Annotated in this window: 14 protein-coding genes; 3 read left to right on the top strand and 11 right to left on the bottom strand. The window is 62.7% G+C overall.

The genetic code is table 11. From position 1 onward, the window contains the following. Positions 1–4: 4 nt before the first annotated feature. From uvrD to egtB, 4 genes are all read right to left on the bottom strand, one after another. A complete protein-coding gene (gene uvrD / locus AAF358_12925) occupies positions 5–2,173 on the bottom strand; it encodes a DNA helicase II (protein ID MEM7706456.1) in 2,169 nt (722 codons plus the stop codon). 35 nt (positions 2,174–2,208) lie between these two features. Beyond that, positions 2,209–2,595 (bottom strand): hypothetical protein, encoded by a 387-nt coding sequence (locus AAF358_12920; protein MEM7706455.1) that lies wholly within the window; start codon positions 2,593–2,595, stop codon positions 2,209–2,211. 64 nt (positions 2,596–2,659) lie between these two features. Further along, the gene (locus AAF358_12915; GenBank protein ID MEM7706454.1) at positions 2,660–3,862 is read right to left on the bottom strand and encodes a hypothetical protein; all 1,203 of its coding nucleotides are present in this window, start codon (positions 3,860–3,862) and stop codon (positions 2,660–2,662) included. A 10-nt stretch (positions 3,863–3,872) separates the two neighbouring features. After that, a complete protein-coding gene (gene egtB, locus AAF358_12910) occupies positions 3,873–5,147 on the bottom strand; it encodes an ergothioneine biosynthesis protein EgtB (GenBank protein MEM7706453.1) in 1,275 nt (424 codons plus the stop codon). Between the two features lie 40 nt (positions 5,148–5,187). On the opposite strand from egtB, the gene AAF358_12905 reads away from it, so the two are divergent. Beyond that, positions 5,188–5,946, top strand: a complete 759-nt coding sequence (locus AAF358_12905) for a DUF1698 domain-containing protein (protein ID MEM7706452.1) — start codon at positions 5,188–5,190, stop codon at positions 5,944–5,946. Between the two features lie 55 nt (positions 5,947–6,001). After that, a complete protein-coding gene (locus AAF358_12900; GenBank protein MEM7706451.1) occupies positions 6,002–7,285 on the top strand; it encodes an acetyl-CoA C-acetyltransferase in 1,284 nt (427 codons plus the stop codon). A 19-nt stretch (positions 7,286–7,304) separates the two neighbouring features. Here the strand turns inward: AAF358_12900 and AAF358_12895 are convergent, their stop codons facing one another. Beyond that, positions 7,305–7,763: a hypothetical protein gene (locus AAF358_12895; GenBank protein ID MEM7706450.1), complete on the bottom strand. Its 459-nt coding sequence runs from the start codon at positions 7,761–7,763 to the stop codon at positions 7,305–7,307. Between the two features lie 81 nt (positions 7,764–7,844). Here AAF358_12895 and AAF358_12890 point away from each other — a divergent pair, with 81 nt between their 5' ends. After that, entirely contained in the window at positions 7,845–8,231 is a 387-nt protein-coding gene (locus AAF358_12890) for a diacylglycerol kinase (protein ID MEM7706449.1), read from the top strand. On the opposite strand, the gene AAF358_12885 is transcribed toward AAF358_12890, so the two are convergent. The 6 genes from AAF358_12885 to AAF358_12860 all read right to left on the bottom strand — a co-directional run bounded on the left by AAF358_12885 (position 8,216) and on the right by AAF358_12860 (position 14,459). Further along, the gene (locus AAF358_12885) at positions 8,216–10,285 is read right to left on the bottom strand and encodes a transglycosylase SLT domain-containing protein (protein ID MEM7706448.1); all 2,070 of its coding nucleotides are present in this window, start codon (positions 10,283–10,285) and stop codon (positions 8,216–8,218) included. The two genes, AAF358_12890 and AAF358_12885, sit on opposite strands and share 16 nt — an antisense overlap. Before the next feature lie 128 nt (positions 10,286–10,413). Continuing rightward, the gene (locus tag AAF358_12880) at positions 10,414–10,971 is read right to left on the bottom strand and encodes a YkvA family protein (protein ID MEM7706447.1); all 558 of its coding nucleotides are present in this window, start codon (positions 10,969–10,971) and stop codon (positions 10,414–10,416) included. A gap of 120 nt (positions 10,972–11,091) precedes the next feature. Next, positions 11,092–12,357, bottom strand: coding sequence for an acyltransferase family protein (locus AAF358_12875; GenBank protein ID MEM7706446.1), 1,266 nt, complete (start codon positions 12,355–12,357; stop codon positions 11,092–11,094). Positions 12,358–12,424: 67 nt separating this feature from the next. Further along, positions 12,425–13,150: a hypothetical protein gene (locus tag AAF358_12870; protein ID MEM7706445.1), complete on the bottom strand. Its 726-nt coding sequence runs from the start codon at positions 13,148–13,150 to the stop codon at positions 12,425–12,427. After that, positions 13,147–14,058 (bottom strand): ABC transporter ATP-binding protein, encoded by a 912-nt coding sequence (locus AAF358_12865; protein MEM7706444.1) that lies wholly within the window; start codon positions 14,056–14,058, stop codon positions 13,147–13,149. The genes AAF358_12870 and AAF358_12865 overlap by 4 nt, the downstream gene beginning before the upstream one ends. A 23-nt stretch (positions 14,059–14,081) precedes the next feature. Then, positions 14,082–14,459, bottom strand: coding sequence for a GntR family transcriptional regulator (locus tag AAF358_12860; protein ID MEM7706443.1), 378 nt, complete (start codon positions 14,457–14,459; stop codon positions 14,082–14,084). Between the last annotated feature and the right edge of the window lie 87 nt (positions 14,460–14,546).

The following is a 14,546-nucleotide window of genomic DNA, read 5'->3' as shown; positions in this document are numbered from 1 at the left end:
AGAACTACAGCTCTTCTAGATTGGCGTAGCTGAGGACCAGCCACTTTCTGCCGGCGTCTTCGAAGTTCACCTGGACGCGGGCGTGGTCGCCGCTCCCCTCAAAATCCATCACCATTCCCTCGCCGAAGGTCTTGTGGCGGACTCTGGTGCCTAGCGCGAGGCGTGGCCCTGGTTCCTCCAGTGACGTGTGGAGAACGCCGGGCGCCGGCGAGCGCGGCATGCTGGCTTTTGGGCGGACCTCGTGGATCAGCTCCCTCGGCAGTTCGCTCAGGAACCGTGAGGGGCGCTGGAAATTGTGGCTGCCGTGCCAGCGGCGCGACTCGGCGTGCGTGATGACCAGATGCTCCATGGCGCGCGTGATGCCGACATAGCAGAGGCGGCGCTCCTCCTCCATGCGGCCGGATTCTTCGGCGGCCCGCTGGTTGGGAAACAGCCCCTGCTCCATGCCGACCAGGAATACCAGCGGAAACTCCAGCCCCTTGGCGCTGTGCAGCGTCATCAGCTGGACACAGTTTTCCCAGGCCTCAGCCTGGCCTTCGCCGGCCTCCAGCGCAGCGTGCGCCAGGAACGATTCGAGCCTGCTTAAGCCCGCGTCTTCATCGTCCGGCGGCAGCGCAAAACCGCGGCCGGCGTTCACCAGTTCAGCAAGGTTTTCCCGACGGCCTTCCAGCTTGTCGGCGGGCTCCCGTTCGTAGTGGGCGATGATGTTGCTGGCTTTGGTCACGTGCTGGATCTGAAACTCCAGCTCCTGGTCGCCGCAGTCGCGGTGCATGGTTTCGATGAGTTCGAGAAACCGCTGCAGGGCGTTGGCCGCCCGCCCGCTCACGCCTTCTTCGATAATCAGCACCTGGGCCGCTCGCCACAGGGAGCAGTCGCGCGAGCGCGCCATGTTGCGCACGGCTGCGACGGTGCGCTCTCCGATCCCGCGCGCCGGCACGTTGACGACCCGGTCGAAGGCCGTATCGTCGTCGCGGCTGGCCAGCAGCCGCAGGTAGGCGAGCGCGTCCTTGATCTCAGCGCGCTCGAAGAAGCGCAGGCCCCCGTAGACGCGGTAGGGGATACGGTTATTGACCAGCAGTTCCTCAAACAGGCGCGACTGGGCGTTGGAGCGATAGAGCAGCGCAATTTCGTTGGCGTCGCGCCCCTCTTCCAGCCAGCGCTCGATCTCGGTGACGACGTACCGCGCCTCGTCGTGTTCGTTGTGGGCGGCGTAGACCTGAATCCGTTCACCTTCGGCCCCGGCGGTCCAGAGATTCTTGCCCAGCCGCCCGTCGTTGTTGGAGATCACCGCGTTGGCGGCGTTGAGGATGGTGGCTGTAGAGCGATAGTTCTGCTCCAGCCGGCGCGTAACGACGTTGGGGAACTCCCGGGTGAATCGCTCCATGTGCTCAACCCGCGCGCCTCGCCACCCGTAGATGGACTGATCGTCGTCTCCGACCACAAAGGCGTTGCCGGTGTCGCCAGTGAGCACTCGGACCCAGGCGTATTGGATGGCGTTGGTGTCCTGGAACTCGTCCACGAGGACCTGGCGGAAGCGCTCCTGATAGTGCGCCAGCACCTGCGGGCGATGCAGCCAGAGTTCGTGGGCGCGCAGCAGCAGCTCGGCGAAATCGACCAGCCCGGCGCGCTCGCAGTAGCCTTCGTACGCCTCGTAGATGTTGCGCATGCCGCGCATGATCGGGTCTTCCCCCACCTCGATATGCTTCGGGCGCTGCCCTTCGTCCTTGCGGTCATTGATAAACCACTGGGCCCGGCGCGCGGGCCAGCTGGCCTCATCCAGATCCAGGTCTTTCAGCACCCGCTTGACCAACCGCAGCTGGTCATCCGAGTCGAGAATCTGGAAGGTTTGAGGCAGCCCTGCGTCTTCATAGTGCATGCGCAGCAGGCGGTGGGCGATGCCGTGGAAGGTGCCGATCCACGTGCCCCGGCTCGGGCCGCCGAGGAGGGCCTCGCTGCGCTGGCGCATTTCCGCGGCGGCTTTGTTGGTGAACGTCACCGCCAGCACGTTGAACGGGGAGAACCCCATCACTTCGATCAACCAGGCGATGCGGTGCACCAGAACGCGCGTTTTCCCGCTGCCCGCGCCAGCCAAGACCAGATAGTTTCCGGCCTCGCTGGTCACCGCTTCACGCTGAGCTTCGTTGAGCTCGTCGAGTAGGTGGGAAACGTCCACGGTGGCCTAGGCGGAGGGGAAGACCGACGCCGGGGTCAAATCAACCAGGCCTGGGTCTGGGATCGCTGCCGGCACAGGGAGCGCAGCAGCGCGGCGAGATCCTGACACGACATCCGCTGCAGCGTCGGCAGCTCAACATCCTGCACTCGCTCGATCAGCGAGATCAGCTGCGACTTGGTGAGATCTTCGATGGGCAGCGCAATCTTGTCGCGCTGCAGCGGCGGGAACAGGTCGTTGAAGATTACCTCGTCCGAGAGGCCGGCCTTTTTGTCCTGCCGATAACGCTGCAGCTGCTCGTGGGTCAGCGGCACCGCGATGATGGCGTCATCGGTGGTCATCCGGTGCTGCCAGTTCCGCACGGCCATCAGATGACCATCTGACACCCTCCGGGTGAAAATCTTCTGAGCGCGTGGAGTATCCATCAAGACTCTTAGTCTAGCAGTCGAATGGCAAAACTACCTGAATGAACCCAGAAAAACTGGCGCGCTAATGCCAGTTTGGCGCCAGCGCGTCGGGGTCAACCGCGAGCGTCCTGCTGGTCGCGTCGATCACCAGCTTGCCGGGGTAGGAAAAGCAGCGCTCGCCGTCGCCGATTTCCTGCATCTTGTTCATCAGCGGTGCCACGCCCTGTGGTACCAGCGGATAGTGGTGTTCTACTCGCGTCAGCTCGCCGGCGGCGTCCTGCCAGGCCACCGTAAAGGCGACCGAGCCCAGCTCCGGATCCGTGTGTTGGGTGATCTGAACCGGTCCGTCCGTCGGTCCATCCAGGGCCACGTGGTGCCAGTGCATGGCCTGAGGCTTGCGCTCCGGGCGCGTTTCGCGCCATCGATCCAGCGACTCGGGCATCTCCCAAACCGGAATCACCCGCACCGGCACGCCGTGCGCGGTGAGCGTCACGGTGATCTGGCGCTGGCTGCGAAGGCACGCGGCATATTGGCCTGCCAGATCGCCTGGCTCCAATGCGGGGTCGGCGCTGGCCGCCCAGGCGTCAAACGGCTGAAACAGCACCTCCACGTGCTCGTTCATATAGACCACGCGGCTGCCGCAGTCGGTGACGGTCCATCGATCCTCGTCGGGCGCGTAGAGCGCAGCCTCCAGCAGGTCCCAGAGCTCCGGCAGGCCAACGTTGGCGAACTGCAGACTGAGCATGGCGGCCAGATCGTTGCTCGTCAGATATTGAGCGTGCACCAGGTTAAAACCAAAGAGCTGATTGAGCGCCAGCGCGGTGGCCGCTGAGGCCTGGCCGCTTTCCACCAGCACCTGCTCCAGCTCCTGGCTGGCCGCCTGGATCTGTTCCGGCGGACCGGTGAGCACCCAGGGCACTATCAGCAGCGGGCCGGTCAGGCGATTGAGGGCCGGGTCCAGGGCCGGCTTGGGCAGGTGGCCGTCGGCGGCACCCAGGGCCATGCAGTAGGGCTGAAAGGCGCTGCCGAGGCTTTCCCGATAAAGGTCGGTCAGCGCGCTGTGCACCGGGAAGCCCGGCGCCAGGATCTGCGTCTGATCGTAAACGGCCGCCGAGAGGGCCATCCCGAGGCTGCGAACATCCGGCATCATTTTCGCCAGGTCTGCGGTCATCGCGTCGCCGAGCTGCTGCGCCTGCTCCCGTCCCAGCGGCTCGAGGCTGGGCATCTGTTCGGTGGGGTCGATTTCGATGGCCAGCAGAGCGCCGACCGAGCTGATGTCACTCATGAAGCGTTTCTTATTGAGATTTAGCCAGGCGGATGCCAGAGAACATCCAGCGCTGGTGGGGATAAAAGAAGTTACGGTACGTGGTGCGGGCATGGCCGGCGGGTGTCGCAAAGCTGCTGCCCCGCAGCACCATCTGGCTGCACATAAATTTGCCGTTGTACTCACCCAGGGCACCGGCGGGGGCCTGGAAACCCGGGTACGGCTGATAGGCCGACCGCGTCCATTGCCAAAGTGCGCCGGTGAACTGCGGCCAGTGCGGTCCGGCGGGGAGCGGGACCAGTGTTCCGCGCGGCTGGCCGGCCTTGTGCGCGGAGTGCTCCCATTCAGCCTCGGTAGGCAGGCGACAGCCCCGCCAGCTGGCGAACGCGTCTGCCTCGTAAAAGCTGACGTGCGCTACCGGTCCGGCCAGATCCAGCGGCTGCAGGCCGTTGAGGGTGAACTCCTGCCAGCCGTCCTCGCTGTGTACCCAGTACAGCGGCGCCTGCCAATGATCGTTCTGTACCGTTGCCCAGCCGTCCGACAGCCACAGAGCGGATTGGCGATAGCCGCCGTCTTGGACAAAGTCCAGGTACTCGGCGTTGGTCACCAGCCGGTCGGCCAGGCCGTGGGTCGTCAGCAGTTCGGGGTGCCGCGGCAGCTCGTTGTCGAAACTAAACCCGTCGCCGTCGAAGCCGATCTGAGTCTCGCCGGCGTCGACTTCAAGCCAGCTCGCCGGTCGCGCCGGCGGGCTCGCCGGGGGCGGGACGGCTTTGTAGGCCGGCCAGGTGGGGTTCTGGAACAGGACATGCTTGATGTCCATCAGCATCAGCTCCTGGTGCTGCTGCTCGTGATTGAGCCCCAGCTCGATCACGGCCAGCGTGTCGGCGCTGGGTGAGCCGTGCTCCAGCAGCTCGCTGACCTGCTGGTCGACGTGATGGCGATAGGCCAGCACCCGGGGCAGGTCTGGGCGGCTGATCAGCCCGCGGAGGTGCCTCGGAAACTGGGGCCCGACGGCGTTGTAGTAGCTGTTGTAGAGCTCTTCGAAACTCGGGTCAAAGACCTTGTACGAAGCGATCTCCCTCAGGATAAACGTTTCGAAAAACCAGCTGGTATGAGCCAGATGCCACTTGCCCGGGCTGACGTCCGGCATGGACTGGATCTGGAGATCTTCCGCCGTCAGGTCGGCGATCAGGTCCAGCGAATGCTGGCGGACTGACAGGTAGCGGCGGAGCAGCGTGCCGGGCTCGACGCGGACATCAGGGTTGGCGGTCACGGGACTAAAGCGTTTGCTAGGGGTGACGCCCATTGTACCATTGCTCCCTCCTCCGATTCCTACGGCACCCTGCATGGACACAGCAGCCAAAGAGGCGAAAGCGCTCGAGCGTGAGTGGTTTTACCCTTTCCCACTTCCCAGCGGCAAAACGACGCCCACCTACGATGGCGGACGGCTCAACGCGGTACACGATACGCGGCTGAAGATGATGGACAGCGCTCTGTTGCCGCTGCTGGGAGAGCAGCTGGACGGCAAAAGTGTGGTCGATCTCGCCTGTCACCAGGGTTACTTCGCCCTGTCGATGGCGGCTCGAGGGGCGCAGCGCGTCCTGGGTGTGGACGCCAGGACCGAGCACATCGCGGACGCCACGCTGATGGCGGAGCTGGCGGGTCATGAGCAGTTCGAAGGCATGGTCAGCGATATCCATGCACTCGACACCGACGCTCTGGGGACGTTCGACGTGGTGCTGATGCTGGGCCTGATCTACCACCTGGAAAACCCGGTGGGCGCCATCCGCACAGCGCACGCCCTCACCGGCGGCGTCTGTCTGGTCGAAACGCAAGTGGTACCACACCTGTCGGGCAACGTGGACTGGGGCAACTACCGTTTCGTCAAACCGCTAAAAGGTTGTTTTGGCATCATCGACGAAACCGAGGAGACCCACGGTCCGGAAATGAGCACTCAGGGCATCTGTCTGGCGCCCAGTACCGAGGCCTTGCTGTGGATCATGGAGAAGGTCGGATTCAGTCGCGTGGAGCTGGTGCCCCCCCCGCCGGATGCCTACGAACAGCACCGATACGGCAAGCGCGTGATGGTCGCCGGTTACCCTTGAACCCTGTCCGCGCATAGCGGATAGTTCAGCCATTGTTCAACGAATCGGTCCCCTCATGACAGCGCAGCAACCGGTCGCCATCTGCGGCGGCACCCGAATCCCGTTTTGTCGCAACAACAGCGCGTACGCGACCATCGGAAACCGCCAGATGGGTATCAAGACCCTCGGGGCTCTGGTGGAGCAGTTTTCCCTCTCCGACGAGGTGCTGGGTGAGGTCGCCATGGGCGCCGTCATCAAGCATAGCCGCGACTGGAACCTCGCCCGAGAGGTTGCCCTGTCGAGCGGCCTGTCGCCGCTGACGCCGGGGATAACGCTGCAGCGGGCCTGCGCCACCAGCCTGGATGCCGCCATTTTGGTGGGCAACAAGATTGCCCTGGGCCAGATCGATAGCGGCATCGCGGCCGGTTCGGACACCACGTCGGATGTGCCGATTGTCTTCGGCGACGCCTTCGCCTCACGTCTGCTCGCGACCGCTCGCGCCAAGACGCTGGGCCAGCGGCTCAAGGCCTGGAAGGGTTTTCGCCCGCGCCACCTGGCGCCGTCTTTCCCGGGCGTGGCCGAACCGAGAACCGGCAAGTCGATGGGTGATCACTGCGAGCTGATGGCCCGTGAGTGGGGCATCACGCGCGAAGCCCAGGACGAGCTGGCCCTGACCAGCCACCAACGCCTGGCTGCCGCCTACGACGAAGGCTTTCTGGACGACCTGGTTGTGCCGTTCCGGGGGCTGAAGCGAGACGGCATTCTCCGCCCGGACTCCACGCTGGAAAAGCTGTCGACCCTGAAACCCGCGTTCGATAAACGTTCTGGCCAAGGCACGCTGACGGCCGGCAACTCCACCTCATTGACGGATGGCGCGAGCGCGGCCTTGCTGGCCAGCGAAGCCTGGGCGCAGGAGCGAGATCTACCGATCCTGGCCCATCTCACCGCCTCGCGAACCGCCGCCGTGGACTTTGTCGCCGGCGAGGGTTTGCTGATGGCGCCCGCCATCGCCGTCGCCCGGTTGCTGGAAGCCACGGGGCTGACCTTCGCGGACTTCGACTTTTTTGAAATTCACGAAGCGTTTGCCGCGCAGGTGCTGTGCACGCTCGCGGCCTGGGAGTCCAAAGAGTTTTGCAAGGAGCGGCTGGGGCTGAAAAAGGCGCTCGGCTCCATCGATCGCGACAAGCTCAACGTCAAAGGCTCGAGCCTGGCTGCGGGTCACCCCTTTGCCGCTACCGGAACCCGCATTTTGCCGGTGGCCGCCAAGCTGGTTTCCCAAGCCGGCAAGGCGCGCGCGCTCATCTCCGTCTGCACGGCCGGCGGAATGGGTGTCGCGGCGATTGTTGAATCCGCCGGCTAACTGACTGATTGGCCGGTGATCAGTTGTCGCCCGTGGCCTGGCGGGTGATCGCGCGGATCTTCTCGTTGTTCATGATCGCCATGAACTTCTCGTTGGCCATCAGTGTTGTCAGGTCGCCGGTGGCTACGGCGCGCATGATTTCCGGGTCCGCCAGGATCGCCTGAAGCTGCGGATCGTTCTGCAGCTCGCCGATCATCGACATCGTCGTCGCGTCGGCCGCCAGCTGGTTTTGCAGCTTTTGGAGCTGCGCCTGAGAACCCGATGAATCGCGCTCGGTCGAGCGGCCGTAGCTGATCGACACCACGTCTGCGGCCGGCACCTTGACCGTTCCGAGCGAGTCGCTGCGGATGGTGTAGACGTCGTTGCTGAGGGATACCACCTCACCGCGAAGGCTGCTGCCGTCAGCCAATTTCAGGGTCGCGCCGATTGCCGCTCCAGCACTCCAAAGCAGCAGCGTTAGCATGATTAGCCATCTCATAGTGACCCTATCTTACCGTTTTGCGTGGGGTTCAATGTGTCGATTCAGTCACCCGGTGACTCACCCTGCTAGACTCGCGCCATGAGCGAACTGAAACGGCTGGTGCAGGCGACCCGCAACTCGATGGCGGGCCTGGGTTTTGCGATTCGTGACGAGCAGGCGTTCCGTTCGCAGCTCATCGTGTTGGCGGTGCTGATACCGGCCGCCATCTGGCTGGCTTCTTCCACCCTTGAGCTGCTCGCGCTGCTGGCGAGCGCGCTGCTGGTGCTCATTACCGAGCTGCTCAATACCGCCGTTGAGGCGGTGGTTGACCGCGCCAGCCCGGACATCCACCCGCTCGCCAAAAAAGCCAAAGACTGTGGTTCGGCCGCGGTTTTTGTCGCCATGATGCTGACGCTGCTGGTTTGGGGATTGCTTCTCTGGGACAAGTTCGCTGGCCCCTTATGGGTCAGCTATTCGCCAACGTAGGCAGCCACGGCCGGCGAAGCCTGGCCACCGGAGCCCGGCAACCGCTGGTGTTCGGTTAAACGCACGTACATTTCATAATAGTCGCGAACCCGGGTTACATAGTCCGTGACCTGGCGCGAGTCGAGCGCTTGATACCGGGGCTGGGAGGACAGGTCTCCCATGGCTAGCTCGACGTGGCCAAACCAGCGGCGCGGGTCGCGGCCCTGGCTGGCCGCCAGCTTACGGGCTGCGTTTACATGGGTGAGCCCGCCGTTGTAGGCCGCCAGCGAAAACCATGTGCGGTCTCGAATATCCAGATCAGCCTCAAACTGACTGCGCACCCAATCCAGGTATTTCACGCCTGCGTGGACCGCATCTTTGGGATCAAAAAGATTTGAGATGCCTACCTGCCGCGAAGCGGCGTCCTGCACTTGCATCAATCCTCTGGCGCCCGAGCGCGATACCGCGTTGGGGTCGAAGCGGCTCTCCTGGAGCATGACCGCCAGGATGAGTCGCCAGTCGAACGCGTAGTAGCTGGCATAGCGGCGGGCCAGCTCGTCAAACGGTGAGTAGCCATGGTCTCGCTGGAACACCGCGACCGCGTCTTTGAAAGAGTCTGCCGCTTTGCTGCCGGCAAAATACTTGCTGCGCCCGATGCGGACGCGACGGCGGCCTGCGTCGCTGACCAGGAACTTATCGACAGCAGCCGCCAGCTCCGGGGTATCGCTGCGCATGATCCAGCTTCTTGGCGTCGCGAGCTCCACCTTACTCAGGCTGACCAGATCGTCGCGCCAGAGCGACTGTAGCTGAAATTCATGATCGTCGATTACCGCAAAGTCCGCCTCGCCTCGTGCCACGGCGTCGAGGAGCTCTGAGGGACTCAGCGGCAGCTCGACGACCTTCGCGCTGATGCCAACGCCGGCGAGCCGTTCAAAGTGCTGCGGGTAGGGCGTCCCGGGCGAGAGCAGCACGTCCTTCTGATGAAAGTCCAGCGGCCCCAGCCGATGAAAACGTCCGCGGCGGCTGACCACGCGGCCGGAGGTCGTGAAATAGGGCTCACTGCCGGCGAGGCCGGCCGGAAGCGTTTCTGGCGCGAGCAGGCCGGCAGCGATGTCCGCTTCACCTCGGGTCAGCCGCTCTAGCATCTCTTGCCTTGAACGGGCGATCACCACCTCGAGTCCCAGGTCATGATGCCGCACAAAGGCCCGCGCCAAATCGTACTCGAAGCCCATGAACTGCCCCGACCAGGCAAAATAGGTTTCGGGCCGGTAGAGCGTGACAAGACGGATACGGCCACGCTTCTGGATGGCCTCCCAGTCTCCGCGGTCGACGTAGAGGGCGCTGCGGGTCAGCGTCTGTTCGCGGAGAAAATCGTTGACCTTCTTTTCCAGAACCCTGTCGGCCGCCCGCAGGACCCAGCTGAGCGCAACCTGATCCCGGAGACGCTGACGCGGTCGGAGCCCGGTGATTGCGCGGTCGGTAAACTCATGCTCATAGGCCAGCGATGCGGTCACTTCGCCCCGACCCACCTGGGTCAGGAGCGCGTGCCGGCTCGCTCGCACCGGTGCCACCGACAGCTGGATGTGCTCATTACCTTTCTTAAGGGCCAGCGCCTGGTGCCACGCATCCGAGGCGAAATGAACCGTCAGCGTCGCGTTGGTGCTTCGAGACTCTGCGACGTAGGGGCTGGTCACGCGCCAGAGGTCGGCGTGGCGAACCGGCAGGGTGGACGCCAGCCCGGCAGGAAGGGGTCTGGCCTGCGACAGCGGTTCAATCGCGACGTCGACGTCCCCGTCTGCCAGGCCCTTCAGCAGCTCGTCCACCCCGACAAAATCAATAAAGTAGGGTCGAGCACCGAGGCGGGCCGCGAGATTCATGGCCAGAACGCGTTCCTGGTCGGCCGTCACGCTGGCGGGCGCAAGCTGGCCAATGCGTAGCTCGCCGCCGGTTTTGATGCGGTTAAAGGTCTGAAATGCGAGCGCCGGCGAACCGGCAGCCGTGATCACTAGGATCAGCGCCGAGATAAGCCAGGTTGTGATTCTTCCCCCCAAGGCGGCAGGGTCCTGCGCATCCATGGCGTTGCCTGAAAATACCCGGGGACGGAAATACTAGTCGGCTGGAAAGAAAATATCCAGCTTTTAGAGACGCTTGCGTGAGCTTGTTGGCAGCCTTCCGAGGCTTCTACCTCAGTGCAGCCGGCGGCTTAGAACAGTCGGAAGTTGCCCACCGTCCCGGATTTGCGGCTGCGGCTGGAGCGGCGCGTTTTGACGCGCCGGTGAAGACGCTTCTGCCGTTCGACCACAAAGTCCTCCCGGTCCAGGTCGTGCTCCGGAATGCCACGTTTCGCTGCAGCGGCGGTGCGAAACACGCAAAAGTCTCGATAGGCTTCGATTTCGTGTTTGAGCTCGCGGACCGCCAGTTCGATCATGATGGCGTCATCGAGAAAACCCAGGCCGGGGATTTCATCCGGAATGAGGTCTTCCGGATCACTGAAATAGGCCAGCGCGCTCATCACGCGCTTATGCTCATCGGGCGGCATGGCCCAGCCTTTGTCCTCGACCATGGCGATCAGGCCACGCAGCCGGGACAAACGGTCGGTGATGAAGTTGGGCGCTTTCTTGGCGTTGACCTCAGCGAGAAGCTTGGTGGCGGCGGCCACGATGGTGGCCTCATCGGTGTCCTTGTGTGCCTTGATGGCGCGGCGCATTACCCCACGAAAGTGGCTCAGGTCTTTATCACTTAAATCGAAGGTAATCCTCAACGAACTGCTCCTCAGTCTTGGCCGCGGTAAAGCGTCTCAGCGTAACCCTGCGGCGGCAAAGGCGTCAATGTGGCAAATGGCCAGCAGTTGACGCCCAGGCATCAGCGTCGCCGGAAAACCTTACGACGAGGGCTGACCGTCGGGGACCGGTTCTGCATGGCTGGCGGCGGTCGGGCGACGCCTGCTTTTGCGCCCGTTCAGCAGCCAGCCGATCGGCGTCCAGCGAACCAGCAACGCATAGCTGATCAACCCGAGCAGCATCGTCAAGACGACCGAGAGCGTCAGCTTTACCCACAGGCCCCCGTCGAAGTCCAGCAGCGCAAACTGGATCCAGAAGAGCAACGGCAGGTGGATCAGGTAGATCCAGTAGGACGCGTCAGCGACATAGCGCATCGCGCCGCTGGCTCGATCGAGTAGACGCTTGCCAAGGACCAGGCAGGAAAGGGTCATCCACCACGAGACGAACGCGCCGGCAACCGCCATGGCGATGTGTTCGGCCGTAAGCCCATCCGGCTGGCCACCTTGCGCCATGATCTGTTCCATGCTTACGGACTTCGGCAGGAAGTAAAAGTACACGGCATAGAGCGCTGCGCTGCCAGCCAGCATCAAGCTGACGTGCGGCCGCAAACGCTCCAGCAGAGTTTGCTGGCCGAACAGGTAGCTCCCAAAGAGGAAGAAAAGCCCGTAAAAACCGAACGACCAACCGTGTGGCATCAGGCCATCGGGTGCCGGGTGCGGCGCCGTCTGACTCAGCAGCGCTGGAACGGTCAGGATCGGCAATAGGAGCATCGCAGGCAAGACTCCAAGTCCATCGAATCGCGACAAACGCGCCAGGATTCCGAGTCGGCTCAGCAGAAGCCAGACGGGAATAAACAGACAAAGCTGGTACAGAAACCAGAGATGGCTGAAGGAAAACGGGGGCGGCGTCTGTTCGGGCAGGGTCTGCAGCCACTTGATGAGGCCGAGCATCGGGGAGGGCCGGGCCACGTGCTGGCTGGCCCATTCAATGCCGCCGATGGTGGCGATGGTCACCAGCGGCAGGAAGACCAGCAGCGGGAGCGCAATGCGCAGCGCGCGGTTCTTCACCAGACCCCAGGCGCCGCGCTTACGCAACAGGTAGGCAGCAAAGAAGCCGGCGATCAGGAAAAACAGTGGCATCCGGAACAGGTGGCTGAACCAGGCAACGGCGTCGATCCACGCGGCGTTTTGCGAGTCCGCGGACAGCCACAGGTTGGCCATGAGCGGGCTGTGCGCCAGCATCGCGTGAAACAGGACGCCCGCCAGCATGGCCAACGCCCGGAGGTTGTCCATGTAGTGATAGCGCTGGTCGATCGGCGTGGTGTTTTCAGGGCGAGCGAAGTCCTCGCCGGTTTTGGCGTGTTCCATGAGTTCTCTCCAGTGGAAAGGTCGACCGTGCTGGCCGACGGTTAAATTCGAAGTCAGGTCACGACGACTACAGGTAGTCGTGTTTCCGGGACTGAATCAGCAAAGTTGCGGCGATCAGCAGCACAATCGCGATCAGTTCAGCGGCAATCAGGCCCAGCGAGGACCGGTTCCAAACCGCTACCGGACCCGACACATACGGGCCGATGCCCTCAATCTTGTTGAGGCTGTACATCACCAGGGAAATCAGAATATTGGTGATAGTCATCACCACAATCGTCCAGGCTTCCGACTCCATGACCAGCGCCACGCAGAGCACCAGCACATAAGCCAGAAACAGCTCGAGCAGCATGATGACGGTGAACGGGATCAGACCATTGGGCAGGCCCTCCTTGCCGAGGATGGTGCCGACGGCAGCGCCCACCAAGATCAGCCACGCGAGCAGAAAGATGCCCAGGTTAGCGCCCAGCTTGTAGACCGAATACTGCATGTAGGTGATGGGCAGGCTCATGACCAGCGGCAGGTTCTGCTGACCGCGCTCGCCCACGACGTTGACAAACACCAGGTGTGCTCCGGTCACGATGACGGCTGACATAAGAAGCAGTGCGCCGGTGTAGAACGCCGCTTCATGACCCGTGGCCAGCAGCCCGACACCGATCATGCCGAGCGCGAAATAGGCCAGCAGCGGGCCGGCGCTGAAGTACACGTCCTTTTTGGCCAGCTCCCAAAGCAGGGTGCGCACGCTAACCCGCTCAGGCGCCAAAGCACTGTCGTTGGTGGCAGCAATTGTGGTCACAACAATACCTCCTCGCGGCTGGCTTCAACCTCAGCCACAAATATCTCTTCCAGCGTCATCGGCTCGACACCCTGGACTTCAGCGCCCAGGTGGGTCAGCCGCTCGGTCATCGCCGGCTCAAACCGATCGGTGACCACGCTACCGAGCTGACCGCGATGGTGAAATTCCACAACGCCGGAAAGGTCCTTTTCGCGGATCTCGTCGGCAGCGCGGAAGCGGACGCGTCGCCACTTTTCCAGAAACGTTTCCTTATCCTGCGAGTCGATGATCCGGCCTCGGTCGATAAAGGTGATCATGTCGGAGACCTGTTCCACGTCTTGCGTGTTGTGCGACGAAAACAGCACGGCGCGACGTTCATCGGCCAGCACTTCCAGCAGCTCGTTCAGGACTTCCTTTCGCGCGACCGGATCGAGTCCCGTTGTCGGTTCATCCAGCACCAGCAGTTTTGGCCGACGCGCCAAAGCGAGGAGCAGTCCAGCCTTAACGCGCTGCCCGTGGGAGAAGCCTTTGAGCTTCTGCTCCTGCCGGAGATCAAAGCGTTTCAGCAGCACCTGTGCATAGTTGTCATCCCAGCGGGGATAGATTCGGCGCATGAAGTTCATATGCCAGGCCAGCGTGCCGTTCTTAAAGAGCCGCATGTCCTCGGAAGCAAAGCCAATGTCCCACTTGGCATCCGCCATCCGCTCGGGCATCGGCACACCCAGCACCTCCAAGTCACCCCGATCGGCCTTGATCAGCCCCATGATCATTCGAATAGTCGTGGACTTGCCGGCACCGTTCGGGCCGATGAAACCCATCACGCAACCTGGCTCCAGCGACAGGTCGACGTCGGCCAGTTCGAAATGCTGGTAGGACTTGCCTACACCCTTCAGCTTGATCAGCGGTGCTGTCGATTCGTTACTATTCATGATGCTATTCCTGGAGTCCTGGCTCATGCGTCCGGCCAGCGTTTTCGCAGCCGGCTGATCAGCTCTTCGACGTCAAGCCGCAGCGACTTGGCCGTCTTCATCACCTGCGTCAAATGCTGATCGAGTTCGGCCTCTTTGAGCCGACTGCCGAGGTCATCGACCGCCGCGACAAACGAGCCTTTGCCCTGCTGCGTGACGATGACGCCTTCGTTTTCGAGATCCTGATACGCCCTTTTGATGGTGATCACGCTGACCTTTGCGTCCACGGCTAGCTCCCTGATCGACGGCAGCTTGAAACCGGGCTGCCAGTCACCCACGGCAATGCGCAGCTTGATCTGCTCCATGATCTGCAGGTACATCGGTCGTCCGTCGCTCTGCGACAGGATGAAGTCGTGGCCCATCGGTATGGCTTACCGTCAACTGTTTATAATCAATATACACAGTATACACATATATACACAGCTGTCAAAACCTATACACAGTGCTGC

Source organism: Pseudomonadota bacterium (assembly GCA_039033415.1).
GTDB lineage: Bacteria > Pseudomonadota > Gammaproteobacteria > Xanthomonadales > SZUA-38 > JANQOZ01.
The sequence above is the reverse complement of the archived record's forward strand: the minus strand, read 5'-3'. Positions and strand labels throughout refer to the sequence as shown.